Source organism: Variovorax glucosi (assembly GCF_051216695.1).
GTDB lineage: Bacteria > Pseudomonadota > Gammaproteobacteria > Burkholderiales > Burkholderiaceae_C > Variovorax.
Window position 1 is genome coordinate 867,672 of record NZ_JBPJZE010000001.1, and the last position, 26,790, is coordinate 894,461.

General features: G+C 65.7%; 22 protein-coding genes. 13 read left to right on the forward strand and 9 right to left on the reverse strand.

Annotation, left to right across the window (positions count from 1 at the left end; translation table 11 throughout):
- Position 1 precedes the first annotated feature (1 nt).
- Positions 2–832 (reverse strand): transporter substrate-binding domain-containing protein, encoded by an 831-nt coding sequence (locus ACSFA3_RS04190; protein ID WP_435504133.1) that lies wholly within the window; start codon positions 830–832, stop codon positions 2–4.
- A 76-nt stretch (positions 833–908) separates the two neighbouring features.
- A complete protein-coding gene (locus ACSFA3_RS04195; RefSeq protein ID WP_435504134.1) occupies positions 909–2,675 on the reverse strand; it encodes a dipeptidase in 1,767 nt (588 codons plus the stop codon).
- 18 nt (positions 2,676–2,693) lie between these two features.
- Between ACSFA3_RS04195 and ACSFA3_RS04200 the strand changes: the two genes are divergently transcribed.
- The 4 genes from ACSFA3_RS04200 to ACSFA3_RS04215 all read left to right on the forward strand — a co-directional run bounded on the left by ACSFA3_RS04200 (position 2,694) and on the right by ACSFA3_RS04215 (position 6,364).
- Positions 2,694–3,899: an MFS transporter gene (locus ACSFA3_RS04200; protein WP_435504135.1), complete on the forward strand. Its 1,206-nt coding sequence runs from the start codon at positions 2,694–2,696 to the stop codon at positions 3,897–3,899.
- 114 nt (positions 3,900–4,013) lie between these two features.
- Positions 4,014–4,319, forward strand: coding sequence for a hypothetical protein (locus ACSFA3_RS04205; RefSeq protein ID WP_435504136.1), 306 nt, complete (start codon positions 4,014–4,016; stop codon positions 4,317–4,319).
- 105 nt (positions 4,320–4,424) lie between these two features.
- Entirely contained in the window at positions 4,425–5,678 is a 1,254-nt protein-coding gene (locus tag ACSFA3_RS04210) for a hydantoinase/carbamoylase family amidase (protein ID WP_435504137.1), read from the forward strand.
- Positions 5,675–6,364 (forward strand): orotate phosphoribosyltransferase, encoded by a 690-nt coding sequence (locus tag ACSFA3_RS04215; RefSeq protein ID WP_435504138.1) that lies wholly within the window; start codon positions 5,675–5,677, stop codon positions 6,362–6,364. Before ACSFA3_RS04210 ends, ACSFA3_RS04215 begins: the two co-directional genes overlap by 4 nt.
- 9 nt (positions 6,365–6,373) lie before the next feature.
- Here ACSFA3_RS04215 and ACSFA3_RS04220 read toward each other — a convergent pair whose 3' ends face one another.
- Positions 6,374–7,540, reverse strand: a complete 1,167-nt coding sequence (locus tag ACSFA3_RS04220) for a citrate synthase (RefSeq protein WP_435504139.1) — start codon at positions 7,538–7,540, stop codon at positions 6,374–6,376.
- 104 nt (positions 7,541–7,644) lie between these two features.
- Between ACSFA3_RS04220 and ACSFA3_RS04225 the strand changes: the two genes are divergently transcribed.
- From ACSFA3_RS04225 to ACSFA3_RS04240, 4 genes are all read left to right on the forward strand, one after another.
- The gene (locus ACSFA3_RS04225) at positions 7,645–8,598 is read left to right on the forward strand and encodes a 2-hydroxyacid dehydrogenase (RefSeq protein WP_435504140.1); all 954 of its coding nucleotides are present in this window, start codon (positions 7,645–7,647) and stop codon (positions 8,596–8,598) included.
- 15 nt (positions 8,599–8,613) lie between these two features.
- Positions 8,614–9,312: a fumarylacetoacetate hydrolase family protein gene (locus tag ACSFA3_RS04230; RefSeq protein ID WP_435504141.1), complete on the forward strand. Its 699-nt coding sequence runs from the start codon at positions 8,614–8,616 to the stop codon at positions 9,310–9,312.
- Positions 9,309–10,073, forward strand: a complete 765-nt coding sequence (locus ACSFA3_RS04235; RefSeq protein WP_435504142.1) for an SDR family oxidoreductase — start codon at positions 9,309–9,311, stop codon at positions 10,071–10,073. Before ACSFA3_RS04230 ends, ACSFA3_RS04235 begins: the two co-directional genes overlap by 4 nt.
- Before the next feature lie 98 nt (positions 10,074–10,171).
- Positions 10,172–11,098, forward strand: a complete 927-nt coding sequence (locus ACSFA3_RS04240) for a Bug family tripartite tricarboxylate transporter substrate binding protein (RefSeq protein ID WP_435504952.1) — start codon at positions 10,172–10,174, stop codon at positions 11,096–11,098.
- A gap of 62 nt (positions 11,099–11,160) precedes the next feature.
- Here the strand turns inward: ACSFA3_RS04240 and ACSFA3_RS04245 are convergent, their stop codons facing one another.
- Complete coding sequence (locus ACSFA3_RS04245) at positions 11,161–11,757, reverse strand: TetR/AcrR family transcriptional regulator (protein ID WP_435504143.1); 597 nt, start codon at positions 11,755–11,757, stop codon at positions 11,161–11,163.
- 92 nt (positions 11,758–11,849) lie between these two features.
- Between ACSFA3_RS04245 and ACSFA3_RS04250 the strand changes: the two genes are divergently transcribed.
- The 4 genes from ACSFA3_RS04250 (at position 11,850) to ACSFA3_RS04265 (ending at position 15,536) form a co-directional block, all read left to right on the forward strand.
- Complete coding sequence (locus ACSFA3_RS04250; RefSeq protein WP_435504144.1) at positions 11,850–12,671, forward strand: metal-dependent hydrolase; 822 nt, start codon at positions 11,850–11,852, stop codon at positions 12,669–12,671.
- A gap of 100 nt (positions 12,672–12,771) precedes the next feature.
- Positions 12,772–13,740 (forward strand): Bug family tripartite tricarboxylate transporter substrate binding protein, encoded by a 969-nt coding sequence (locus tag ACSFA3_RS04255; RefSeq protein ID WP_435504953.1) that lies wholly within the window; start codon positions 12,772–12,774, stop codon positions 13,738–13,740.
- A 20-nt stretch (positions 13,741–13,760) separates the two neighbouring features.
- Entirely contained in the window at positions 13,761–15,077 is a 1,317-nt protein-coding gene (locus tag ACSFA3_RS04260) for a sulfatase family protein (protein ID WP_435504145.1), read from the forward strand.
- Positions 15,078–15,140: 63 nt separating this feature from the next.
- The gene (locus tag ACSFA3_RS04265) at positions 15,141–15,536 is read left to right on the forward strand and encodes an FHA domain-containing protein (RefSeq protein ID WP_435504146.1); all 396 of its coding nucleotides are present in this window, start codon (positions 15,141–15,143) and stop codon (positions 15,534–15,536) included.
- A gap of 29 nt (positions 15,537–15,565) precedes the next feature.
- Here ACSFA3_RS04265 and mmsB read toward each other — a convergent pair whose 3' ends face one another.
- From mmsB to ACSFA3_RS04285, 4 genes are read right to left on the reverse strand one after another with little or no spacing between them, the layout of a single operon-like run.
- Positions 15,566–16,459 carry a 3-hydroxyisobutyrate dehydrogenase gene (gene mmsB, locus ACSFA3_RS04270; protein ID WP_435504147.1) on the reverse strand — a complete coding sequence of 298 codons (894 nt, stop codon included), beginning with the start codon at positions 16,457–16,459 and terminating at the stop codon, positions 15,566–15,568.
- 26 nt (positions 16,460–16,485) lie between these two features.
- Complete coding sequence (locus tag ACSFA3_RS04275; protein ID WP_435504148.1) at positions 16,486–17,598, reverse strand: enoyl-CoA hydratase/isomerase family protein; 1,113 nt, start codon at positions 17,596–17,598, stop codon at positions 16,486–16,488.
- 33 nt (positions 17,599–17,631) lie between these two features.
- Entirely contained in the window at positions 17,632–18,786 is a 1,155-nt protein-coding gene (locus tag ACSFA3_RS04280) for an acyl-CoA dehydrogenase family protein (protein WP_435504149.1), read from the reverse strand.
- Positions 18,783–20,327: a CoA-acylating methylmalonate-semialdehyde dehydrogenase gene (locus ACSFA3_RS04285; protein WP_435504150.1), complete on the reverse strand. Its 1,545-nt coding sequence runs from the start codon at positions 20,325–20,327 to the stop codon at positions 18,783–18,785. Before ACSFA3_RS04285 ends, ACSFA3_RS04280 begins: the two co-directional genes overlap by 4 nt.
- Before the next feature lie 113 nt (positions 20,328–20,440).
- Here ACSFA3_RS04285 and ACSFA3_RS04290 point away from each other — a divergent pair, with 113 nt between their 5' ends.
- Positions 20,441–21,340, forward strand: coding sequence for a LysR family transcriptional regulator (locus ACSFA3_RS04290; RefSeq protein WP_435504151.1), 900 nt, complete (start codon positions 20,441–20,443; stop codon positions 21,338–21,340).
- A gap of 9 nt (positions 21,341–21,349) precedes the next feature.
- Here ACSFA3_RS04290 and ACSFA3_RS04295 read toward each other — a convergent pair whose 3' ends face one another.
- Positions 21,350–26,713, reverse strand: coding sequence for a DUF4011 domain-containing protein (locus ACSFA3_RS04295; protein ID WP_435504152.1), 5,364 nt, complete (start codon positions 26,711–26,713; stop codon positions 21,350–21,352).
- Positions 26,714–26,790 lie beyond the last annotated feature (77 nt).

A 26,790-nucleotide genomic window follows, 5' to 3' on the forward strand; every position in this document is an offset into this window, starting at 1 on the left:
CTTACTTCAACCAGCGGTCCATCGTCTTCTGGAAATCGCCGCCTGCCTGCGACAGGTGCAGCCACTGGTCGACATAGGACTTGAAGGCCACATCGTCGCGCGGCAGCATCCAGGCCATCTCGCCGTACTGCAACGGCTTGTCCGGGTTGATTGCGCAGAGCCCCGGCTTCAGCTTCTGCTGCGTGATCGCCTCGGCCGATTCGGTGACGAACACGTCGGCGCGGTTGGCCAGGATCTCGTCGAAGATCGTGATGTTCTCGCCGTGCAGCGTCATCCTGGCCTGCTTGAAGTTGGCGCGCGCGAAGCGCTCGTTGCTGCCGCCCGGGTTGAAGATCACGCGGGTAGCCGGCTTGTCGATGTCGGCCACCGTCTGGTACTTGCGAACGTCGGCGCAGCGCGCGATCGGCGTCTTGCCGTTCACCATGTACGGCGCGCTGAAGAACGCCTTCTTCTGGCGCTCTGTCGTCACCGAAACACCGCCGACCACGATGTCGCACTTGCCGGCAGTGAGGTCGGGCATCAGGTTGGCCCAGCTGGTCTTGATCCATTCCGGCTTCGCGCCGAGGCTGGCACCGAAGGCGGTGATCAGGTCGACGTCGATGCCTTCATAAGCCATGTCGGCTTTCTGAAAACTGAACGGACGGTAGTCGCCCGGCGAGCAGACGCGCAGCGTGCCGGCCTTTTGCACGGCGTCGAGATGCGACGTTACTGCGACCGGCGGCGGTGGCGGCGAAGCGGGAGCTGGTGGCGGCGGCATTGCGCAGCCCGAAAGGATGACCGTTGCGATCGCCGTGGCGATGAGAGAAGGAAACTTCGAAACTGCTTGGCGCATGCCTTGTCCTAGATGTTGAGGATATTGTCGGAAACCGAATTCTGCTGATGCAAGCAGCGTGCCGCAACGCTGGTATTCACTGCATCTTCTGCAGATTTCCGATCCGCACCAGCATCTCGGTGAACATCTGCATGTCGGCGTCGAGGTCGGCGACTTCCTTGAATTCCTTGGCGTTGTGCGCGGTGTATTTCTTGCCGGGCATAGCGGGGCCGAAGTTGATCGCGTTCGGCATCAGCTTGGCCGTGGTGCTGCCGGCGGTCGGAACCGGTTTGGCTTCGAGTCCGGTGGTGTCGCCGAAGATGTTGAGCAACGTCGACAGCCATGCGCCGCTCGGGTCGCGGGCCATCCAGTTGCCCTGGTCGTATTGCACGACGGCCTGGGTCTGGCTGCCGGTTGCCCATGCATCGATCTTCGCGGTGATTGCCTTCTTCAGGTCGTCTGGCGTGTTGCCGCGCGGCATGCGCACGTTGACCGTGACGTCGACCTTGCCCTCGGTGCCTGCCCGGATCAGCGTCGGCGACAGGGTGAGCGGACCCATGAAGTCGTCCTTGTAGGCGACGCCGAGGGTGTTGCCGAAGTAATCGGTGCCATAGACCTCCGCGACGTATCTTGCGGCACGGGCGTAGCCGTTATCGGCCAGCGGCACGCCGGCCTCCCGCAGGAACAGCGCGAGACGCGGCACCGGGTTCACTCCCTCCTCGGGCCGGGAGCCGTGGGCCGAGACGCCGTTCACCTTCAGGTCGACGCTGTCGGCGCCGCGCGCGATGTCGATGGAGAACTTGCCGCCCTGCCCTTCGTACTTCTGCACGAACACCGCCCTGGCTGATTCGAGCTTCGCCGCGACCGCCGCGAGATCGCCGCCCTGCAGCCTCGCCGTGGCAGTCTGCGGAATCGCGTTGGCCGACGGCGCGCCCGTCATCGCGGTGATAGCGGTGACCGCCGGATCGGCTTCGATCCCTGCAGCACCCGAGAAAGACACCTTCAGCGCACCCGACCCTTTCTCCGCAACCACCGCCGGGTATTTGCTGTCGAGCACGATGTTGTAGGCCGGCAGGGTCGTTTTCTCACGGTAGTACTTCATCGCGTCGCCACCGGTTTCCTCCGTGGTCTCGACCATCAAACGGATGGTGCGGGCCAACGGCAGGCCGCTTTCCTTCACTGCCTTCATCGCGTACATCACCGCAGCGATCGAGCCCTTGTCGTCGATGGTGCCTCGGCCATAGAGATAGTCGCCCACGCGCGTGACCTTGAACGGATCGAGCTTCGTGCCGTCGTCCAGCACCCATTCCTCGGCGATGGCCGGCACCACGTCGGCATGCGTGAGGATGCCGAACTCCTCGCTGCCCGTGCCCGGCAGCCTAACCTCGAAGATGCGGTTGTCGACGTTCCGGTACTGCAGTCCGAATTCGCGCGACATCGTCTCGATCTTCCGGCCGATCTCGATGATCGCCGGGCTCTCGTGCGGCGGCACGCTGGCTGCGCGCACGGTCGGGATCGCGACCATTTCGGAGATGCTGGCGATCACCGCATCGTGGTGATGCAGGCGGTTGTAGAGGCCGAGCATGCGGCTCACGTTGACCTGGTCGTCGCCGGTCAGCGGCCACTTCGCCGCATAGGCCGCGGCGGCTTTCTTGAGCGACGGCGACGCGCCGCTGGAGCCGGCGGCCTGCGAGAGAAAACGCTTGAAGTCGGGGGCCTTCTGCAGCGCCGGCATCGCGGCAAGCCGGTCTAGCGCCGGCTTCTTGAGCGTTTCCGCCGCTGCGCTTCGCGGCGTCAGGCACAGGGTACCTGCCACGGCAACGGCAAGGGCGGCGGGAAGAATGGAGAAGGAAAGTCGTGTCATGTGTGAGATTCTCACCCGATGCTCTCCACCGATCCATCGCGCGGCATCCGCGCCCTCATCTTCGCTTTCGCGCTCAGCCAGTTCTTTCGCACCTGCCTGGCCGTGATAGCACCCGAGCTCCAGCACGACCTCGGCCTGACGCCAGCCGGCTTCGGTTCGCTGTCGTCCTGCTTCTTCCTTGCTTTTGCCGTGGCGCAGGTTCCGGTCGGCGTGGCTTTCGACCGCTACGGCGTCGGGCGGCCGACCCGCCTGCTGATGTCGGTCGGCGTGGCCGCTTCGATACTCTTCGTCGCTGCGCCGGGCGGCGCGACCGCGATGGTGGCTCAGGCCGGACTCGGTCTCGCCTGCGCGCCAGTCTTCATGGGGCTCATGCATTACGCGTCGGAACAGTTGCCGGTGCACCGCTACGTCACCGTCATCAGCCGTGCGAATGCGGTGTCGATGATCGGGGCGCTGTTCGCCACGGCACCGCTAGGCTGGGCTGCACACACGTTCGGCTGGCGTCCGGCGCTGGCCGTTGCGGCCGCCTGCATGCTGCTCGCCTGCATCGGCGTCTGGCGCAACGTGCGCGACGAGGGCCATGCCGACGCGCGCCAGGAAAGTCCGGCTGCCTTGCTGCGTGGCAGTGCCGGATTGTTGAAGCTGCCGGCGATGTGGACGCTGATCCCGCTCTGCGTCGCGCTGGCTGCGGGCACGACATTCCGAAATGCCTGGGGCGGTCCGTATCTCGCCGACGTCTTCGGACTCGACGCCGGTTCGCGGGGCCTGATGCTGGCGCTGGTGAGCCTCGGCGGTTTTGCCACTGCCCTGCTGCTTCCGCTGCTGGTACGCCGCAAAGGCATCAAGACGACCATCCTCGGCTGGGCGCTGATGTCCTTCATTTGCGGCGCAATGCTTTCCCATTGGCCCGACGCGGGTCTCGTACCCGGCGTGCTGCTGCTCACGCTGCTGGCGACGGTCGGCATGGTGCATCCACTGGTGATGGCGCACGGTCGCGGGATGGTGTCGAAGTCGTTGCGCGGGCGCGGTCTCGGCGTGCTCAACACCTTTGTCTTCCTGGGATCGGCAGCGACGTCGTGGGCGTTCGGGCTGATCGCGGATGCGAGCCTGCGTAACGGCTGGGATGCAGCTGGAACGTACTCGTTGATATTCCTGTGCGCGACGGGTGTGGTGCTGAGCGGCGCGCTGATCTATGCGTCGAGTCCAAAGCCGGCACCGTTCTGAAAAGAGAAAACGTCGACGCAAGCGAGTGCCTTCCTACGCTGGCATGCGGCGCGGGCGTGCGGCCAGTTGACAAACGCGCACTACCGTTGGCAACAATCACCACAGGAGTCATCCATGCCAGCGAAAAAAGGTCTGTACGCCAACATCCATGCCAAGCAGGAGCGCATCAAGAACGGCAGCGGTGAACACATGAAGAAAAAGGGCGAAGAGGGAGCGCCGGAGAAGGAGGATTTCGACAAGTCCGAAAAGACCGCAAAACCCGCCAAGAAGGCTGCCGCGTCGAAAAAGACAGCAGCCAAAAAGACGGCAGCCAAGAAAACAGCTCCTGCAAAAAAGACACCGGCTGCAAAAAAAGCTGCGCCAGCGAAGAAGGCGGCGGCGAAGAAGGCCGCAGCTAAGAAAACGAAGTCCGACAAGTAAGAACCCCGGAGAACGCGTGCCGCTGCGCGCAGTTGCGGCTGATTGGCACGAAAGCTGCACCGTCGACTCCCAGGCGGCCATCGGGGCCGAAGAGTTCGACTGCACATGACCATCTCCTCACTTCGGCCTTTGGCCGAGAAACTTTTTTCCGACGTACACGAACTTTCCTTCGACGGCGTCGGTGTCACTCGCGAGAGCTACGGCCGCGGCGAATCCGCGGCCGCCGAATACCTCCGCACCTTCGCCCGCCAGGAGGGTCTGGCGGTCCATGACGACAGGGCTGCGAACGTCGTCGTCGGCTTGCCCGAAACCGAAGGCGCGCGAGCCGTCTCCTGGACCGGCTCGCACATCGACTCGGTTCCGCAGGGTGGCAACTTCGACGGCTATGCAGGCGTTGTCGCCGGCCTGCTGTGTCTCGTCGACCAGAAGAGAAACGGCACGGCCTACCCGCTCCCGCTTGAAGTCGTGGCGTTCCGCGGCGAAGAAAGTGCATGGTTCGGCAAGGCCTACATGGGCTCGGGCGCGTTGTTCGGAAAAATCGGCCCGGCAGATCTGGCCCTGAAGCAGCGCGCCACCGGCGAGTCGATGGCCGACTGCATGCGTGCCTGCGGGGCCGATGTCGAAGCCATCTCGGCGCAGCAGACGCTCTTCGACAAGGCGCGCGTCAAGGCTTTCGTCGAACTGCACATCGAACAGGGCCCGGTGATGATCGCGCGCGACTTGCCGCTGGCCGTCGTGTCCGGCATTCGCGGCAATGTGCGCCACAACCGCGTCGTCTGCCACGGCGATGCGCAGCATTCGGGCGTAGTGCCGCGGTGGCTGCGTCACGACGCCATGTTCGCGGTAGCCGACCTCATCATGCGGCTCGACGAGCACTGGCGCGTGTTGCTGGAGCGCGGGACCGATCTGGTCGTGACCACCGGCATCGTTGGCACCGACCCTGCCGAGCATTCGATTTCCCGCATTCCCGGCCATGTCGCCTTCAGCCTGGAGGCGCGCAGCAAGAGCAACGACACGCTGGAGGCGTTCTATCAGGTGATGCAGGCGGAATGCGCTGCGATCGCGCGGGAGCGCGGTGTGCGTTTCGAATTCGACCGGCGCCTGCTCAGCGAGCCGGCCACGATGGATGCCGCCCTCTGCAAGCTGCTCTCCCAGGCGTGCGCGGAACAGAAAACCGTGCACGAGACGATTCCGAGCGGAGCCGGTCACGACGCGTCCCTGTTCGCCAACGCCGGCATACCGAGCGGCATGCTTTTCGTGCGCAACCAGAACGGCTCGCACAATCCGCACGAAGCGATGGACATGGGCGATTTCATGCTCGGCGTGCAGGCCCTGAACACGGCGCTGGCCAAACTATGAACAAGAGTTCTTCGATGTCGACACACGACCTGATCCCCGGCTCCGGCCCCGCCATCGCGTCCCGCCTGATCGACGCCGGCTGCGTCACCGTCCGTTCCGACGAACCCTTCCGCCTGCCGTCCGGCTGGGCGAGTCCGGTCTACATGGATTGCAGGCGCCTGATCTCGTTTCCGGAAACGCGCCGTGCGCTGGTTTCCGCCGGATTGAAGCGTCTCGAATCGGACGGCGCACTGAGCGGAGTCACGGCCGTGGCGGGCGGCGAATCCAGCGGGATCGCGCTGGCCGCCTGGATCGCCGATGCGCTGAACCTTCCGCTCCAGTTCGTGCGCAAGCGCGGCACCGGCGCGAACAGGGTCGAGGGCGTCGTTCTCCGGGACATGAAGGTGCTTCTCGTCGACGACATGATGGCCGCCGGCGCGTCGAAGGCCGGCTTCGTCAGTGCCTTGCGCGCTCGCGGCGCCAGGGTGCAGGACCTGTTCGTCGTCTTCGACTACGGAATCCTCGGTGCGGACAGGCTGCTGGACTCGCTGGATCTGCGGCTTCACGCACTCGCGAACTGGCGCGACGTTCTTGCCGCCGCCGAAGCGCGCAACGACTTCGGGCGGGACGCGCGTATCGAGCTGGCCCAGTTTTTGGAAAACCCGTCGGCCTGGTCGCTGGCGCATGGCGGCATCGGCCGGGCGTAGATCGGTTTTTCAGGGCATTTCCGACGTTTCGGGCATCGGCCCCACATAGCGTCCGCGCGGACGGATGACCTGCGCCACGCCCAATTGCTCCAGGCTGTGCGCAAGCAATCCGATGCTGCGCGCCGTCGCGAACAGCCCGAAGGCTGAGTCTTCCGGCAATCGGTGGTGCGCGACCAGAGCAGCCAGCGCCACGTCGATGTTCGGCTGAAGGCCGGTCAGGCTCGTCACCTTTTGGATGAAGCGCGCAATCGTTTCCGACGGCTCGAACATCGCCAGCAAGGCTGCCGCACGCGGGTCCCCGTCGGGATAGAGGTGGTGACCGAAGCCGGCCAGCGGCAACCCGGTCGACAGGTAGTGCGCCAGCACCTTGTCGTCGCCCAGCCGTTCGACCTCGCCGAACAGCGCCTGGACCCGGCCTGAAGCGTCGCCGTGCAACGGGCCCGAGAGCGTGGCAAGTCCGGCGATCAGGCAAGCCGGAAGCGACGCACCCGTCGACGCGGCGATGCGCGCCACGAAAGCCGAACTGGTGAGTTCGTGATCGACCAGCAGCACCATCGCCGTCCGCAACAGCTCGGCCACATGCGCCGGCTGCTTCCAGCCCTTAGCGAAACGCAGATGCAGCGGCTGATTGCCCGGCCCGGCGCCGAATGCGTTGGCCATTCGGCCGATCAGGCCCTCGCTTTCGCGGTGCAGCAACCGTGTCAGGCGTCCACGGGTGGAATGCCCGGTCGCGGCAAGGCGCCCGAGCACGGCGAATGCCGCGACCCGCCCCGGTTCGTCTGCAGGTTTCGGTTCGGTCGACTTCGGCGAAGTGAAGTCGACCGGCTGTTCTGCATTCCACAACCATTGCGCGGCCTCCTCCAGAGTGGCCGACCGGGCCATGTCGACGGCGTCCTTACCGCGGTAGTGTGGTCGCCCGCGAAAGAACGCGCAAAGCGCCGTCGGAACGCTCGGCTCCGAACCGAACAGCGTGTTGGCCGCCAGCGTTTCGTGTTTGCGGCCCGCCTGTTTTCGCCGGGTCAGGCCGGCCACTTCTTCGGCCCGGTAAAGGCTGCGCCGCGTGTCGACCGGATCGGGCATCACCTCCAGCTTGCCGCGGCTTACGTAGGCGTAAACGGTCTGGGGTCGCACCCCCAGGAGGCGGCACGCCTCGTCCATCGAAATCCAGGAAGCCATGAGCGGTCGCAGAAAGTTTTATACATTGATTTTAAACATCAATATTGACCTATTAATCAATCTATTTTTAACATGCGCCACCCTTGATAGCCACCCGAACAGCCATGAAACCTCGCGTCCTGCAGCTCAATCCGATCCTGATCCCGGCCATCAACGAGCAGCTCACTTCGCTCTACACGGTTGTCAAATTCTTCGAGACCGCGGATCGCGAAACCTGGCTGCGCGAGAACGGCGCCTCCGTCGATGCAGTGATCACCGGCGGGCATGCCGGCATTTCGCGGGCGATGCTCGAACAGTTGCCCAACGTCAAGGTGGTGGCCGTCAACGGCGTCGGGACCGATGCCGTGAATCTCGCGTACTGCCGCAGCCGCGGACTGCCCGTCACGGCCACGCTCGGCGCGCTGACCGAAGACGTCGCCGACCTGGCGGTCGGGCTGCTGATCGCCGCCTGCCGCAACCTCTGCGCCGGAGACCGATTCGTGCGCGCTGGCGAGTGGGAGCGCCGACCCGAGCCGAGCGCGATTCCGCTGGCCCGACGGTTCAGCGGCATGCGCGTCGGCATCGTCGGCATGGGTCGCGTGGGCCGCGCGGTCGCGGTCCGGGCCGCGGCTTTCGGCTGCGAAATCAGCTACACCGACCTGCGCCGGATGGACGATCTCTCGCACCGGTTCGTGCCCGATCTGCTCACGCTGGCCCGCGATGTCGATGCGCTGGTACTGAGCGCGGCGGCAGACAAGGCCGAAGGCATCGTCGATGCGGTGGTGCTCGAAGCACTTGGCCCGCGCGGCTTCCTGGTCAACGTCGCGCGCGGCCGACTGGTCAACGAGGCGGACCTGGCCGACGCGCTGACCTCGGGCCGGATCGCTGGCGCGGGTCTGGACGTGTTCGTCGACGAGCCCCGCGTTCCGGCCGCGTTGCGCGATTCGGAGCGCGTGACGCTGCAGGCGCATCGCGCCAGCGCGACCTGGGAGACACGGACGGCGATGGGCGAAATGGTGCTCGAAAGCATCGCGCAGGCCCTGGCGGGCAAACGCCCATCGATGAGCCTGACGACCTGAACGTCATCGAACCGCATGACGAACTTCGTTTTCCCGCCGCCGATACCGACGACCTTGCCGGTGGCAAACACCGATACGCTTTTTCCGGTCAACCGCGTCTACTGCATCGGTCGCAACTACAGCTGGAATGCGGACGAACCGAGGTCGCCAGACATGCCGGCATGGTTCATGAAGCCGGCCGGCGCCGTGTTCGAGGCGCGCGGTGCGCTGCCCTATCCGACCGGCACGAGCGACTTCTGTCATGAGATCGAGCTGGTCGTCGCCATCGGTCGCGGCGGCTGGAACATCGAACCCGAGCAGGTGGAGCCGGACCACATCTGGGGCTATGCCGCAGGGCTGGACCTGACGCGACGCGATCTGCAGCAGCAGGCGAAACGTGCCGGCGGCCCATGGGAGCCGGCTAAGGCCTTCGACCGATCCGCGGCGTGCACGCCTATCGTTCCGGCCGCGATCTGCGGGCATCCGAAGGATGGCGCCGTGTGGCTGACGGTGAACGGCATCGAACGGCAACGGGCCGACATATCGGACCTGCTGTGGTCGGTGTCCGAACTGGTCGCGATGCTTTCCAGATCGGTGGCGCTACAGCCCGGCGACCTGATCTACACCGGAACGCCGGCCGGCGTCGGCGCGCTGCAACCGGGCGACGTCGTCGAAGGCGGCGCGGCAGGCATCGGCCGGTTCTCGATGATGACCACGACAGGAGACAACCTTTGACGACAACCCCTTCCAACAAGATCGCGCTGGTCACCGGCGCCGGCAGCGGCATCGGTCGCGCCGTGGCTATCGGGCTGCTGAACGACGGCTGGCATGTCGTGCTTGCAGGCCGTCGCACCGAGCCGCTGCAAACGCTGGCGGCGGAGGCCGCATCGCGCGACCAGTTTGCGCTTGCACTGCCGACCGATGTGAGCGATCCCGAGAGCGTGCAGGCGCTCTTCGATGCCGTCGAAAAGCGCTTCGGCCGGCTGGACCTGCTGTTCAACAACGCCGGCGTCAACGCACCGGCCGTGCCGATCGACGAACTGCCGCTCGACAAATGGTTCAGCGTGCTGAACACCAACGTGACCGGCATGTTTCTTTGCGCGCGAGCGGCTTGCGGCCTGATGCGCCGCCAATCGCCGCAGGGCGGCCGAATCGTCAACAACGGCTCGGTCTCGGCACACACACCGCGCCCGTTCACGGCCCCCTACACGATGAGCAAGCATGCGGTGCTGGGCCTCACCAAATCGCTGGCGCTGGACGGTCGCGCATTCGGCATCGTCGCCAGCCAGATCGACATCGGCAATGCGTTGACGGAGCTTTCGGAGCGCATGACGCGCGGCGTGCTGCAGGCCAACGGCACGGTTGCAGCCGAACCCACGATGGACGCGAAGCATGTCGCCGATGCCGTGCGCCACATCGCAGCGCTGCCGCTGGCGGCCAATGTGCTGAACATGACCGTCATGGCCAGCGCGATGCCCTACGTCGGGCGCGGCTGAGAGCGATCGAACAAACCATAAAAAGGAGACAAATCGTGCAAATCACTTCCCTCTCTAAGGCCCTTATCAAGGCCCTGGCCGTGTCGGCTTCACTCGCCATGCTGCCGACCCTGGCCGGCGCGCAGGCTACCTATCCGACCCGACCGATCAAGATCATCGTCCCCGCGCCGCCGGGCGGTGCGATCGACGTCATCGCCCGCGTGGTCGGCGACAAGATCGGCGCGTCGATGGGCCAGCCGGTGATCGTCGAGAACAAGCCGGGCGCCTCCAACAACCTCGGCACCGAGATCCTTGCCAAGTCGACGCCTGACGGCTACACGATCGGCATCGTCGGCGGCAGTCACAACATCAACAAGTTCCTGTTCAGGAGCCTTGGCTGGGATCCGGAAAAGAGCTTCGAACCCATCGTTTACACCCATGAGGTGCCGCTGATCTTCGCGATCTCGCCGCAGATTCCGGCCAAGACGCTGCCCGAGTTCGTCGCCTGGATGAAGGCGAATCCGAACGAGGCCAAGGTCGCGACTTCCGGACGCGGCAGCGCGCAGGAGATGGCGGCCGAGATGTTTCGCATGGCGAGCGGCGTACCGATGCTGCTGGTGCCGTACAAGGGCTCGTCCGCAGCCCACCCCGATCTGCTGGCCGGGCGCACCGCTCTTTATATAGACACGATCAGCGCGATCCAGTCGCAGGTCAAGGCCGGCAACGTCCGGGCCGTCGCGGTATCGACCCGCAAGCGATCGGCGTCGCTGCCCGACGTGCCGACAGCCGACGAGCAAGGCCTCAAGGGTTATGACGCGAATACGAATGGCGGCTTCCTGGCACCTGCCGGCACGCCGAAGGCGATCGTTGCCAGGTTGAACGCCGAGATCAACGCCGCGCTGAAGCTTCCGGACGTCAGGGTCAAGCTGGAAGCCGTCGGCATCGAGATCCAGGGCGGAACGCCTGAGGAATATGCGGCGCTGATCAGGTCCGACCTGACCAAGTGGGGCAAGGTGGTGAAGGAAGCGGGAATTCCATCGGAGTGATGGATACCGGTCCGTAGCGCAGCGCCGAGGCGCGCGGCAGATGGCGTCGACGCCGCGCAAGTCTAGGCTTCCGACATTCGCTGGTAGCCGGCCACGGCCAGCACCATCTGCGTCAGTGGCGCGATGAGAGGTCGCAGATCGTCCGAGCGCCCCTGCTGGATCGCACGCAGGACGAGTTCGTTGATGCCACCGATCACGGTCATCGCAAGTTCGATCGAAATCGGCAGCCGACCCTCTTCATGCGTCGCTGCCTGGATCCAGTGCGCAATCTCCAGATTGACCTCTCCACGCACGGCAAGCCCTTCCGGGCCCATACCGACGATGTCGACGAACAGCATCCGAAGAAGCGCCGGCGCTTGCGAACGGTAGACCAGATAGGCGGAAAGCGAAGGCGCGACCTGCGTCTGCCAAGGCTGATCCGGATCGACCGCTTCTGCCAATACGGTCAGCGCGCGCATGCTGCCGGCCTTGTAGAGCGCGAGCAGGCAATCCGACTTGGTCGCGAAATGCTCGTAGAAACTGCGGCGCGAAACACCCGCCTCCCGCACGATGTCGGCGATCGTGGTTTCGGCGTACCCCTTGGCGGCAACCGCTGCGCCCATGCCGTCCAGCAGGCGCCCGTAGTGCTCGTGATGCGGTGTGGCTTGTGCTCGAGACATGAGGATGCCCTTATATCGACCCATTCGGGCTCGGTGTTTGACAGTACCACCCAGCGCTCGCATGATCGGCGGTACGTGAAAGTACCGACTGCATGACCGATCTCGCCACCCGCCGCCTTCTCATCGATCTCGATGAGCCGATCGCGCGCAACTGGTGCGGCGGGGATTCGTTTTCGACCGCCATGTTCAATGCGCTGTCGATGAGCTTTCCGTTCGGAGAGCAGTTCTTCATCGATTCGGTGCGGGACGCGATGGTGATGCTTTCGCCCTATCTGCAAGCGCAGCACAAAGCGGAAGTCAAAGGCTTCATCGGCCAGGAGGCGACGCATCGCAGGATTCACGCGTTGTTCAACGCGCAATTGGCGAAGCACGGGCTGGTCGACGACTGGACGCCCCGCGCCAGGAAACGGATGGCGCTTCTCGAAGGTACCGATCCGCGGCACGCGCTGGCCATTACGGCTGCCACCGAACATTTCACGGCGATGTTCGCAAACTGGCTGCTCGCGCATCCAGAAGTTTTCGACGGCGCCGAACCGCGACTGAAGGCCATGTGGCTCTGGCACAGCGCGGAAGAGTCGGAACATCGCAATACGGCGTTCACCATCTACCGCGCCGCGGACGGGTCCGAACAGTGGCGCACCCGCTGGTTTCGACGCACGACGCTGATCTTCATGAGCGACCTCGCACGTCAGACAGTCGCCAACCTGAAGCGCGAGGGTCAGCTATGGAAGCTCGCCACGTGGCGCAGCGGCGCACGGATCCTCCTGGGCCGTAATGGACTGCTGCGCAGCAACCTGGATACCTGGCGCAGCTATTTCCGCACGGATTTCGATCCGTCTCAGCAAGATGGCGACCTCTCGGAACGCTGGCTGAAGGAAAACAAGGCGCTGTTCGAACAGGTCGCATCGCGCTGACCGACCGCCGGCCGGAAGAACCGGTAGCATTGCGGCCCCTTATCGGAGACACCGCATGCCGTCCTTCCTCTCGTACCCGCGCGGCCGCTACACCCGCCGCATGGTGGCGCTCCTGTCGGTCGCCGCCCTCACGGCCGGGTTCGTCGCCGCTGCCAAGGCACAAACCGCGGCAACGCCGCAACTCGACACTCCGCTACACATCGTGGTCGGCTATGCACCCGGCGGCGCGACCGACCGCGTCGCGCGCATCGTCGGCGACAAGCTCGCGCTGAAGCTCGGCGTGCCGGTGGTGGTCGAGAACAAGCCCGGCGCGGGTGGACGTCTGGCTGCACAGCAGGTGAAGACGACGCCGGCCAACCAGAACGTGCTGATGCTCGCCAACCCGGCCGTCATGATCGTCGCGCCACTGGTGTTCAAGGACAACGGCTACGACCCGGAACGCGATTTCGTTCCTGTGTCGCACGTCAACGATTACGACTTCGCGCTCGCCGTATCGCCCGAATTGCCGGTGCGCGAACTCAACCACCTGCTCGCCTGGATGCGTGCCAATCCAAAGCAGGCCAACGTCGGCGTGCCGGCCACCGGCAGCCTGCCGCACTTCTTCGCTCTGATGGTCGGCGAGAAGGCAGCAGTGCAGACGCAGGTGATCGGCTATCGCGGCTCGGCGCCGCTGCTGAACGACCTGCTCGGCGGCCAGGTGCCGGTGGCGATCGACACTGCCGACGTCGTGCTGCCGCAGCACGAAGCCGGGAAGCTGCGCATCCTGGCTGTGTCCGGTGCGCAACGCTCGCCGTTCGCACCGAAGATTCCGACCTTCAAGGAAGCCGGGCTCGATCTTTCGGCGACCGGCTGGAACACCTTCTTCGCGCCGACGAGCATGCCGAAAGACAAGGTCGACCGCCTCTCGCGCGCCATCCACGACGTGATGCAGGACCCGGACACCGCCCGCCGCTTCAAGGACTCGCTGATGACGCCGGTCGTCAGCACGCAGGCGCAGACGGTCGCGATGCTGAAGGCATACCGCGCGCAGTGGTCGCCAGTGGTGCAGAAGTCGGGCTACCAGCCTTGACCGGCCCGGACGGAACGTCGATGCAGCGCCCCAACATCGTCTTCATCGTCGCTGACGACCTCGGCTACGCGGACCTCGGCTGCTACGGCGGCCGCGATGCGGACTTCGGTCCGGTTTCTCCGGTGCTCGACAGTCTGGCCGCCGGCGGATTGAAGCTGACGCAGGGCTACTCGAATTCGCCGGTCTGCTCGCCGACGCGCTTCGCGATGATCACCGGCCGCTACCAGTACCGGCTACGCGGCGCGGCCGAGGAACCGATCCGGAGCGACAGCCGTGGCAGCACGACGCTCGGCCTGCCGCCCGATCACCCGACGCTGCCTTCGCTGCTGAAAGCGAGCGGCTATCGCACGGCGCTGATCGGCAAGTGGCATCTCGGCTATCCGCCGCATTTCGGTCCGCTGCGCTCGGGTTACGAGGAATTCTTCGGCCCGCTGTCCGGCGGCGTCGACTATTTCACGCACTGCGATTCGCGCGGCCAGCACGATCTCTGGACCGGCGACCAAGCGACGCAGGCCGAGGGCTACCTCACAGACCTGATCTCCGATCGCGCAGTCGGTTACGTCGATCGCATGGCACAGCAGGAAGAACCGTTCTTCCTGAGCCTGCACTACACCGCGCCCCACTGGCCCTGGGAAACCCGCGACGATGCGGCAAAAGCGCCGGCAGTCGCGGACAACCTGTTCGACCTGGCCGGCGGCAACATCCACGTCTACCGCCGGATGATCCATCACATGGACGAAGGCATCGGCCGCCTGATGGCTGCGCTGGCAGCGAACGGCCAGGCCGACAACACATTGATCGTTTTCACCAGCGACAACGGCGGCGAACGCTTCTCGGACAGCTGGCCGCTGGTCGGCGGCAAGATGGACCTGACCGAAGGCGGCATCCGCGTGCCGTGGATCGCGCACTGGCCGGCGGTCATCGGCAAGGGCTGCGAAAGCCGTCAGCCCTGCATGACGATGGACTGGTCGGCCACGATGCTGGACGCCGCGGGCGTCTCGGCAGACCCCGCGTTTCCGCTCGACGGGATCTCGCTGATGCCGGTGCTGCGCGACGCGGCCCAGGGCTTCGACCGCCCGCTGCACTGGCGCATGAACCATCGCGGTCAGCAGGCCATGCGAGACGGCGACTGGAAGTACCTGAAAGTCGACGGCAACGAATACCTGTTCAACATTCCGGCCGACGAACGCGAGCGCGCGAACCTGGCCAAGCGCGAGCAGGATCGGCTGGCCAGGATGCGCGCCGACTGGGAAAGCTGGAACGCGACGATGCCGCCGATCCCGTCCGATGCGACGGTGAGCGTGGGTTATTCGACGAAGGACATGCCGCAGCGCTGATTTTTTTGCTTCCGGCGCCATCCGACGGGCCGAGTTGGCGACATATACGGCGATAGTTCGCACATGAGTGAAAGTAAGCCACCTACGCTTCGTATCCAGCCGCCATCCAGCGAGGCCTACGTCTATCAGCTGACATTGCCTAGAACGACCTTCGGGCGCGCGCCCAACAACGACATCATGCTGTCCGACCTGCGCGTGAGCCGGATGCATGCAGCCATCGTCATGCAGCATCCGTTCGCGCTGGTCGAGGACGTCGGCAGCCGCAACGGCGTGCTGTTGAACGGTCGTGCGGTGATGCACGCGGCGCTGTCGCATGGCGACATCCTGACGATGGGCGATTGCCTGATCCACTTCATGTGGGAAGGCCATGACGCCCAGCACATCGAGGCAGAAGCGCTGTCGTCGATACCAGGCTGGCGACCGGCCAGCCCGGACGACCCGCTGGAGACCAAGAAGTAGGGATTCGGCCGCTTCAGCCTTTCAGGATTTCAGGATTTCTGGACCATCCGGATCACGCTGGAGAAATCCAGCGCGCCGTGACCGGCCAGGCTGTGGGCCGCATACAGGTTGCGTGCCAGTCCGCCCAATGGCGTCGACGCCCGGACCGCAGCCGCGTTTTCCTGCGCCAGGCCCAGGTCCTTCAGCATCAGATCGGTTCCGAAGCCGCCAGCGTAGCCCTTCGACGCGGGGGCCGTTTCCATCACGCCGGGCAGCGGGTTGTACTTTTCGAGTGTCCAGTTGCCGCCCGAGCTGCGCCGCATGATTTCCGACAGCACCTTCGGATCGAGCCCGTTGGCCACGCCCAGCGCGATGGCCTCCGACGTGCCGATCATCAGGATGCCGAGCAGCATGTTGTTGCAGATCTTGGCGGTCTGGCCGGCACCGGCATCGCCTGCGTGAAAGATATTGGCGCCCATCTTCTCGAGCAGCGGTCGCGCGCGTTCGAGATCGGCTGCCGCGCCGCCGACCATGAAGGTCAGCGTGCCGGCGATGGCGCCGCCGGTACCGCCAGACACTGGCGCATCGATTACTGCCAGCCCGCGTTTGGCGCCTGCTTCGGCCACCTTGCGGGAGGTCGCTGCGGCGATGGTGCTGCTGTCGATCACCAGCGCGCCCGGTGGGATCTTCTCCAGCAGACCCGGCTGTCCGTCGCGCCCGAAGTACAGCGCCTCGACATGCGCGCTGGCCGGCAGCATGCTGACGACGACTTCCGCATCGACAAGCGATTCGATCGCCGACGCAGCAATGGTTACGCCTTCGTCCGCCAGCTTCCTGCATGCCTCCGCCGACAGGTCGAAGGCACTGACCGAGTGGCCGGCCTTGTGCAGGTTCAGGGCCATCGGGCCGCCCATATTGCCGAGTCCGATGAATGCGATCTTCATTTCTCTGTCTCCAGTACTTTCAGTGCTTACAGTGCTTCGAGTTCCGGCGCCATCCCGCCGCGCGCACGCAGGTGGTCTTCGACGAAGTCCGGCGTAATCTCGGCCAGCATGGCCGGCGTCCATTTCGGATTGCGGTCCTTGTCGACCAGCACCGCCCGGATGCCTTCGGCGAAATCGGCATGGGCGCAGAAACCGAGCGACGCCCGGTATTCGACACGGAACACCTCGGCCAGCGACATCCGCAGCACGCGCTGCCACAACGCCCATGACAGCGCCACCGAGCTAGGCGCGCCCCTCGAATAAGTCTTGACCGCCGTCTGCAGCCACGCGTCGTCGCTATGCAGCGCGCGCAATCGCCGGTCGATGACCAGAAGATCCTCGCCGGCCAACGTGACGTTGATGAGGTCGAAATGCTCGCGCAGCTTCGACGGCAGCATCGCGGCGCCTTCGCCCGCCTTGGTCAGCAGCGCCGACATCAGCGCACGGTCGGCGCCCTGCTCAGACTTCCAGGCCGCCGTGCCGATCGCTTCCAGCACCTGCGCCTTGGCCGCGTGCGGTACCAGCACGTCGGCAAGGCCCGCGAAGATCGCATCGGCGGCGTTGATCTGTGCGGCCGTGAACGCGAGAAAAAGACCGGTGCGACCCGGCGTACGGCGCAGGAACCAGCTGCCGCCGACATCGGGATAGAGGCCGATGTTGACTTCGGGCATCGCGACGCGGCTGCCTTCTGTGACGACGCGGTGCGAACAGCCCGCCATCAAACCGACGCCCCCACCCATCACGATGCCGTGGCCCCAGCAGACGAATGGCTTCGGAAAGGTGTGGATCAGGTAGTCGAGCTCGTATTCCTCGCCGAAGAAGCGCTCGGCGTACTCGTTCCGCTCGGCCTTGCAGTCCAGCAGCGTCTGATAGAGCTGGCGCAGGTCGCCACCGGCGCAGAAGGCTTTCTCGCCGGCGGCGTCGAGCATCACGCCGACGACCGCGTTGTCGGCGGCCCATTCGCGCAGCTTCGGCGTCAGCAGCCGGACCATGTCGACGGACAGCGCATTCAGCGACGCGGGCGCGTTGAGCGTGGCGATGCCGAAACGCTTGCCGTTCGCGGTCGGGATTTCTTTGAAGAGGACGACGGGTTCGGTCATTTGCAGTGAATTGGTGCGATGAGATGGATTAGGTCAGCGGATGTCGGTGTCGCCTTCGAGCAGCTTGCGCGCGACGATGACCCGCATGATTTCGTTGGTACCTTCGAGGATCTGATGCACGCGCGTGTCGCGCACCAGCCGTTCCAGCGGAAATTCGCTGAGATAGCCATAGCCGCCGTGAAGCTGCAGCGCATCGTTGCAGACGGTGAAGCCGACATCGGTCGCGAAGCGCTTCGCCATCGCGCAATAGGTGCCGGCGTCGGGATGCGCCGCATCGAGCTTGCTCGCGGCCATGCGCACCATCTGCCGCGCCGCGACCAGCTCGGTCGCCATGTCGGCCAGCTTGAACTGCAGCGCCTGGAAGCTGGCGAGCGGCTTGCCGAATTGCTGTCTGTCGTGCAGATAGCTGCGCGATGCATCGAGCGCGCCCTGCGCCGCGCCGACCGAGCAGGTCGCGATGTTGATGCGCCCGCCGTCGAGCCCCTTCATCGCGATGCGGAAACCCTCGCCTTCGCCGCCGAGCAGATGATCGGCGGGAATGCGCACGTTGTCGAAGGCAATGGTGCGGGTGGGCTGACTGTTCCAGCCCATCTTGTGCTCCTTCTTGCCGTAGCTCACGCCAGGTGCATCCGCAGGCACCACGAAAGCGGACACGCCTCCCGCGCCGCCGCCGCCGGTGCGCGCCATGACGATCAGCACGTCGGTCGCGCCGGCGCCGCTGATGAAGGCCTTGCCGCCGTTGAGCACGTAGCCATCGCCCTGTACTTCGGCGCGCGTCTTGAGCGAGCCGGCATCGGACCCGGCGCCCGGTTCGGTGAGACAGTACGACGCCAGCTTGCGCCCGCTGGTCAGCGCCTCGCCCCAGGTATCGCAGACGGCGTCGGTGCCCCAGGTGCCGAGCATCCAGGTCGCCATGTTGTGGATGGTGACGAAGGCGGTGGTCGACGGATCGACGGCCGCCATTTCTTCGAACACCAGCGTGGCGTCGAGGCGCGGCAGGGCAAGTCCGCCGATGCGCTCGGGTGCGTAGAGGCCGCAGAAACCGAGTTCGCCGGCGCGGGCGATGGTGTCTTTCGGGAAGAAGGATTCGGCATCCCAGCGGGCGGCATGGGGAGCGAATTCGGCTGCGGCGAACGCGCGGGCGGATTGGGCGAAAGCGAGTTGTTCTTCGGTGAGTTCGAAGTTCATTTCAAGCTGATCGTCGTATTCACACCCTGGCTCACCGTGCTGTCGTCGAACCACCGCGCCGTCACCGTCTTCGTCTGCGTGTAGAACATCACGACCTGCTTCCCGTACGGCCCCAGGTCGCCCAGCTTCGACGCCCGCGAACCGGTGAAAGAGAACATCGGCACCGGCACCGGAATCGGAACGTTGATTCCGACCTGCCCCACGTCGATCTCTTCCTGGAACTTGCGCGCTGCCGCGCCCGACTGCGTGAAGATCGCAGTACCGTTGCCGTTCGGGTTCGCGTTGATCAGCGCGATCGCCTCGTCGATGTCGGCAGCATTCGCGAGGCAGAGCACCGGGCCGAAGATTTCCTGGTCGTAGATCGCCATGCCGGGCTTCACGTCGGCGAACACGGTCGGGCCGACGAAGTTGCCGTTCTCGTAGCGCGGCACGTCGGGCTGTCGGCCGTCGAGTGCCAGCGTCGCGCCGTCGGCGACGCCACGTTCGATCAGGCCGTTGACGCGGTCCCTGGCTGCGAGGGAAATCACCGGCCCGACGTCGATGCCCTTGTCGGTGCCGGCGCCGATCTTCAGTGTCTTCGCCTTCGCGACCATGTCGGGCACCCACTTCTGCGCATCGCCCACCAGCACCGCGACCGACACCGCCATGCAGCGCTGTCCCGCCGCGCCGAAGCCCGCGCCGGCCAGCGCGTTGAGCGTCTGCTCCTTGTTGGCGTCGGGCATGACGATGGCGTGGTTCTTGGCGCCCATCATGCATTGCACGCGCTTGCCGGTCGGTATGGCGCGGTTGTAGACATGGGTGCCGACCTTGGTCGAGCCGACGAACGAGATCGCCTTGATGTCGGCGTGATCGCAGATCGCGTTGACCACCGCTTCGCCGCCGTGCACCACGTTCAGCACGCCCGGCGGAATGCCGGCCTGCAGCGCGAGTTCGCAGAGGCGCATCGTGACCATCGGGTCCTGCTCGGACGGCTTCAGCACGAAAGTATTGCCGGTGACGATCGCCATCGGGAACATCCACAGCGGAATCATCGCGGGGAAGTTGAACGGCGTGATGCCGGCACACACGCCCAGAGGTTGCAGCAGCGTGTACGTGTCGACGCCATTGGCAACGTTGTTGGCCATTTCGCCCAGTTGCAGGTTGCCGATGGCCGACGCGTGCTCCACCACTTCGAGGCCGCGAAACACGTCGCCTTCCGCATCCGGCAGCGTCTTGCCCTGTTCGGCGGTGAGGATCGCGGAAAGCTCGGCCATGTTTTCGCGGATCAGCTGCTGGTACTTCAAGAAGACGCGGGCGCGGGCGCCGATGGGCGTCTTCTTCCAGGTCTTGAAGGCTTCCTTGCCGGATGCAACGGCTGCATCGACTTCAGCCGGCGTCGCGAACGGCACGCGGGCCAGCACCTCCTGCGTCGCCGGATTGACGACATCGCGCCACTCGGTGGTCTTCGACTCGACGAACTTGCCGCCGATGAGCAGCTTGACGGTGGCGATCTGCTTGGCGGCGTTGACGGCGGTCGGGGCCGGCTTGACTTTGGCGTCCATGAATCTGTCTCCTTTTATGGTGTTCCCGTCTGCGGGGATTCAACGATCCTAGCTTTGCACTTTTGCGATGGCAATAGACAAATATGCATCCTCGCTCTGCATAATCGCAACACATGGACTGGGACAGCCTCCGCTACTTTCTCGAACTCGCCCGCTCCGGCACGCTGCAGGGCGCGGCCCGCCGGCTGGCTGTCGATCACACCACCGTCGCGCGCCGCATCCAGGCGCTCGAAAAGCAGGTCGGCACACCGCTCTTCACACGCGAAGCCGGCGGCCATCGGCTGACAGAGGCCGGCCGCCGGATGCAACCGCAGGTCGAAGCGATGGAAGGCGCCTACCGAAGCATCGAAAGCTCGGCGCCGACATCGGCGGAAGGCCTGTCCGGCGTGGTGCGCATCGGCGCGACGGAAGGTTTCGGGACGGTGATGCTGGCACCGGCGCTGGCGACGTTCGCGATGCGGCATCCGAAGCTGGTGATCGACCTGCTCGCCATGCCTCGCCTGGTCCATCTGTCGAGGCGCGAGGCCGACATCGTCATCTCGCTGGAACGTCCGGCGCGCGGCCCGGTGATGGTCGCGAAGCTTGCGGACTACAGCCTGCGTCTCTACGCATCCAAAGGCTACCTCGCCGCGCACCCGCCCATCGCGAGCCGCGAAGACCTGCGCGGCCACACCTTCATCAGCTACGTCGACGACCTGCTCTTCAGCAAGGAACTGCAGTACCTCGACGAGCTGTATCGCCCCGATGCGTTCGCGCTGCGCAGCACCAGCATCCTCGCGCAGCACGCGGCTGTGGCTGCGGGCGCGGGCATCGCCGTGCTGCCCGCCTTCATCGCCGGGCGCGACGGCGCGCTGGAAGCCGTGCTGCCTGCGCATCCGCAAGCCAATTTCACGCGTACCTTCTGGATGTCGATGCCGGAAGAGAACAAGCATCTGGCGCGGATGCAGGCGGTCTGGGCCTTCGTGCGCGAGACGGTGACGGCGCAGCAGCGCGTCCTGCTGCCGACGCCCTGAGCCGAAGACTTACGGCGTCGCTACGACGGCCTCCTCCGGCGCTTCGGACTTCTCCGTCAACGACGCGAGCAGCTTCAGTATCTTCTCGACCTCACCGTTCGGATTCAGCCACCAGTCCGTCGACCAGATCCGGTGGATCCGCCAGCCGAGGCTCTCCAGCACATGCTGGCGCAGCCGGTCCCGATCGCGTGCAGTCGCGCCAGAGTGATAGGCGCGTCCGTCGCATTCGATGCCGACCAGATAGCGTCCCGGCGCACGCGGATCGACCACCGCCAGATCGATCCGGTAGCCCGAGCAGCCGACCTGCGGATGCACGACCCAGCCATGCGCCCGCAGCTTCGCGATCACCGCGACTTCGAACGGGCTGTCGGGATCGAGCCCGGTCGGCGCGCTCTGCGCAGCCAGCGCTCGCGCACCGCGGATCGCGAATTCGAGATAGTGCTTCAGATCCCGCACGCCGGCCGCGCGAACCCGCGCGAGGTCGATCTGCTCCGGCATCAGCGTGCTGTAGATGACGACGGCTTCGCGTGCCCGCGAGATGGCGACATTCAACCGGCGATGACCGCCTTCGCCGTTCAGCGGCCCGAAGTTCATCGTGACCTTGCCGCTCGTGTCCGGTCCGTAGGTGATCGAGAAGAAGATCACGTCGCGCTCGTCGCCCTGCACGTTCTCCAGGTTCTTGATGAAGAGCTTTTCATGCGCGCGGGCCTCGATGGCGCGGTCGAGCTCGGGGCTGGTACGGCGTCGCGCGTCGAGCAGCGTTTCGATCAGCGCCTGCTGCGTCTGGTTGAAGGTGACAACGCCCAGCGTCAGCCGGGCCTTGGCCGGGTTTAGGTAATGCGCTTCGATACCCAGAACGATGGCGTCGGCTTCGGCACGATTCGTGCGCGATCCGCCGCGGTCGTACACGCCCTGCACGCGCTCGAATCGGACCGCGATGTCGTCGGTGACCGGCGACGGAAACGTAATCAGCTCCGAGCCGTAGTACGTGACGTTGCTGAAGGTGATGAGGCTCTCGTGCCGGCTGCGGTAGTGCCATTTCAGGCTCAGCCGGTTCATGCCGGCGCCGAGGCATTCGTCGAGGATGCTTTCGAGATCTTCCACCTGATCGAAGCCCGCGTCGCCCGTCTCGCCTTCGTCGGGATCGGCGCTGCGGTTGAAGAAGTTGGTAGGCGGCAATTGCTTGGGATCGCCGACGACCGCCAGTTGCTTGCCGCGCGCGATCACGCCCACGGCATCCCAGACGGGAATCTGAGAGGCTTCGTCGAACACCACCAGATCGAACTGCGAATAACCGGCATCGAGGTACTGCGACACCGACAGCGGCGACATCAGCAGGCACGGCTTGAGTCGCGGCAGCAGCGTCGGCAGCGACCGGACCAGCTGGCGCACCGGCATGTGCCCTCGCTGCTTCTGGCGCTCGCGGCGCAGCCGTCCGAGTTCGCTGTCGGCGCTGACGACCGCTTCCGAAGCCGCTGGGATTCGCCCGGCCAGCGTGGCGGCGATGTAGCGCTCGGTCAGCTTCTGGAATCGCTGGTCGGCCGACTTGAACTCGCGGATCTTCCGCTCGTGGTCGGCGCTGGAGAAACCGCGCAGAACCGGATCGCCGTCGATGGTCCGCTTGGCCCACCAGCTGCGGTAGCTGAATTCGAAATGCGTTTCGACATCGCGCAGCGGAACCGTGCCCGACTCGACCGCGGAAACCAGCCCCTGCAAGCCTTGTGCGACCGCGAACGTCCGGACGGCGCGCCAACCGCACCACGGCTGCAACGTATGCTTCGCACCCTGCCAGGCGGCGAGCGTGCCCTGGATGCGTGCCAGCGCACCGTCGTCGTGCGGCTGTCCCTGCAGGGGCGCGATCGGCTTGGCCAGGCCGTCGACGACAGCGAGCATCTGCAGCACCTCGCGCCATCCATCGCGGTAGGCCAGCAGCACCTTGCCGGCCGATCCCGTCGGAGCGAGCGCGGCGCGGTTCTCGGCCACCAGCGGTTGCAGGCGGCTCCGCAGCGCAGCCGCCTGCGCGGCGTCGCCGTCCGCGCAGTGCGCAACCGCCTCGGCAAACCTCGCGGCCCACGCCTCATGGTCCACCATCGCCGTCCAGTCGGTTTCCAGCCCGGCAAAGGCGTCGTCGAGCAGCACCTGCGCCTCCGGCCCGGCCGTGCGCAGCGCCAGATCCGCATCGTTCACCTCCGCCAGCGGCGCGAGCATCTGCCGGATCTGCTCCGGCGTCGGCCGCTTGCCATCGTCGCGGAATCCGCTGAGACGACCGGTGACCGCCCGCTTCGCCAGCAACGACTTCGGCCACCAGGCGGTTTCAGCGCCCGACCACTCCGCCGTCAGCGCCGTCGCATCCAGCTTCGCCAGCTGCGGCGTCCATCCCGACCCCAGCCGCTGCCACGCGGTGTTGCGGGCCGTGCCGTGCTTCACCAGCGCCAGCACGCGGGCGCGCGCGACCGGGTCGTGCGCCTGCCGCGCCAGGCCCTGAGGCACCCTGGGCGCGGCCATGAGCACATCGGCGAGCCGGTCGAGCGCACCGAATGTGTCCATGCCCGATCCGTCGCTGCCGACACCGAGAAGTCCGCCCAGCGCCGCGACCTTGCCACGAAAACCCGCAATGGCGCGATCGAGGCCCTGCAGCGCGACCAGCAGGTCGTCGCTCCAGACCGTTGACCAATCGGAATGGCCGATGAGCGCCAGCGGATGCGCCTGCAATCCTTCGATCCCTACCGTGCCATCCGCGCCGCCGATGGCGCCCGCGAGCGCCTGGATGCGCCGCGTGGTCTCGCGCAACGTGTCGAGTGCCTCGCGGCCGTGCGTCAGCGGATCGGTCCACGGCATCGGCGCCGGCGTCTTGCCGTCCTCGCCGATGCAGGTTCCGATGGCTTCGAACACGGTCAGCCCATTCGGATACTGCCGGTGCAGCGAATCGACGAGGCCGTTCAAGTCGAGCCGCAGCACGGCCAGCCGCTCGGCTTCGCGCTTCCAGTCGTCGGCCGTTCGCTCCCCGGCCATGTCGAGCGAGCTGGCGAGTTGCTGGAGAACTTCGCTCTTCTTCGATTTGGAAGAATGCAGTTCGAGGCAGAACGGCCCGAGCCCGATGTCGTTCAGGCGCCGGTGCACCACCGACAGCGCGGCCAGCTTTTCCGACACGAACAGCACCGTCTTGCCGGTGCCGAGGCAGTGCGCGATCAGGTTGGTGATGGTCTGGCTCTTGCCGGTGCCGGGCGGCCCTTCGAGCACCAGATCGCGGCCGGCATCGATCGCGCAGATCGCCTTGAGCTGCGACGAATCGGCCAGCAGCGGCGCGAGGATGTCCTGCGGCCGGTGCGACTCGTCGAGCCGCTCGAATTCGCCGGGAACGTCCTGGCGCGCGAAGGCCTGACCGGGGTTGTCGATCAGGTGCCGGACGACGCGGTTGGCCTTGAGTTCTTCGGTGCGGTCCTGCAGGTCCTTCCACATCAGGTATTTGGTGAAGGAGAAGATGCCCAGGTTGGCCTGCTCAAGCACTTCCCACTTCGGAATCTCCGCGACCGCCAGCCTGAAGGCCTGCAGCACGCGGCCGACGTCGATGCCCTTCTCGTCCATCGGAATCGCTTCCAGCCCGGCGACGCGCAGCTCGAAGCTGGTGCGCAACAACTGCAGCAGCGTCGGGTTCACGATGGCTTCGTCGTCGTGCCGGGCCAGCCGGAAACCGGCGCGCACCGACTGGCGTTGCAGCGTCACCGGAATCAGCAGGATCGGCGCGCAATGCACCGCATCGGCCTTGTCGGCCTCGGTCCACTGCAGCAGGCCGAGCGCGAGGTAGAGCGTGTTCGCGCCGCCCTCCTCCAGCCCGATGCGCGCGGCGGTGTGGATCGCCAGCAGATGGCCGTCGAGTGCGTCCTGCGCGACACGCGCCAGCAGTTCGTTGCCGCCGAGCGCTTCCAGCGCCATGTCGTCGAGCGGACTGCGTCCGGTGCCACGGCTCGCATGCACATTGGCGACGCGCGGATCGGTGCCTTCCATGATGGCGGGCAGCGGCCTGATCTTGAAATCCCTGCCCTCCGACAGCGCATCTTCGAGCACGGCGAGGTCGGGCGCAACGAGTTGCAGCGATGCCTTGGTCGGCTTGAAGTTCAGCAGCTTGTTGCGCAGCGTTAGGTCGAGCAGGCGCGACTTCCACTTCGACAGACGGCCGTCGGGCGTGTCGTCGTTGCTCGCATCCAGCGACTGGACCGTGTCGACGTCAAGCGCCGGAAACGGCGGTGGCGGCTCGATGACGGCCGGCCCCGGCCCGGCACCGGAAGCGTCGGGCACGCCGGTACCGGATGTCGTCGTGCGCGACGGCAGCGGCTTGATCTGCAGCTCCCGTGCGCGCCGGATGTCCACCGCATAACGGAAAGTGCCCTCTTCCCGAAGATGCGCCAGCCCCTGCTCCATCGCCACGCGCAGCGAAGGCCGCAGGCTGTGGTGATGCGCGACGCCAGTGGTCTCGAAGACCAGGAACTCGCCGGTATCGACACGCTTGCGCACGGCCTGCACGTCGTCGGTGAGCGGATCGGGGAAACACGTCGGATGCAGCCAGACGCCGACCCAGGCGTGGCCTTTCTTGATCAGCACCACGGGACGCAGTCCGGCCTGCTCGAAAGCCGATGCGAACAGCATCGCGAGGTCGAGACATGTCGCGACACGGCTGTCGAGGATGCGGTCGGGCGTGCGGATCTTCTGCCCATCGTCGCCGAAGGAAGCCGGTGGTTCGGCGTACTGCAGGTTCTCCGCTGCGACGGTGCTGTAGATCGCCGAGATCTGCTTCCAGACGGTGTCGCGGCTCTTCGACTGGTAGCCGCTCATCGACAGGTCGCTGTGCGCCGAGCGAAGCAATGTCGATGCCTTGCCCATCAGCGCATCGACGGCCGGATTGTTCGGCATGCAGAACGCCGCCAGAAGCTCGGGCAGCGCGCGCGTGCCGGCCCACTGGTCGTATGCCAGAACTTCAATGTTCTGCGTGGCGCGCGCCACCTCGACGCCGGCCGCCGTGACGTCGACCTCGATGGACGCTTTCACCGACTCCTGAAGGTCGGCGAGCCATGCGTGATCGGGGCGAAGGTCGATCGGTGCGATGCGGCGGGTTTCGCCGGGCGCCAGCCGGTCGAAGCGCAGCCTGATGCTTTCGGCGAACGGCGGATTGCAGGCGATGCGCACCTCGACGTTCGATAACGGATCGACACCCCGGTTGGTGATGGACATCGACCGGAGCACCGGAACGGCATTCTGGATGGAGGCGTATCCGAGCGTTGCGTCGGCCTCCGTTTCGATGACTGGGAGGACTGGAGAGACTGCAAGAGCCTCTGCGGGCGAATCGGATGTGGCGATGAAGTCGGTCTCGTTGTCCATGGGAGCCGACGTTTATAGCCGCTCCGTCGATGGCAGCGCAGCGCAGGGGTGAAAAGGGTAAATGGGCTGCGCGCGCC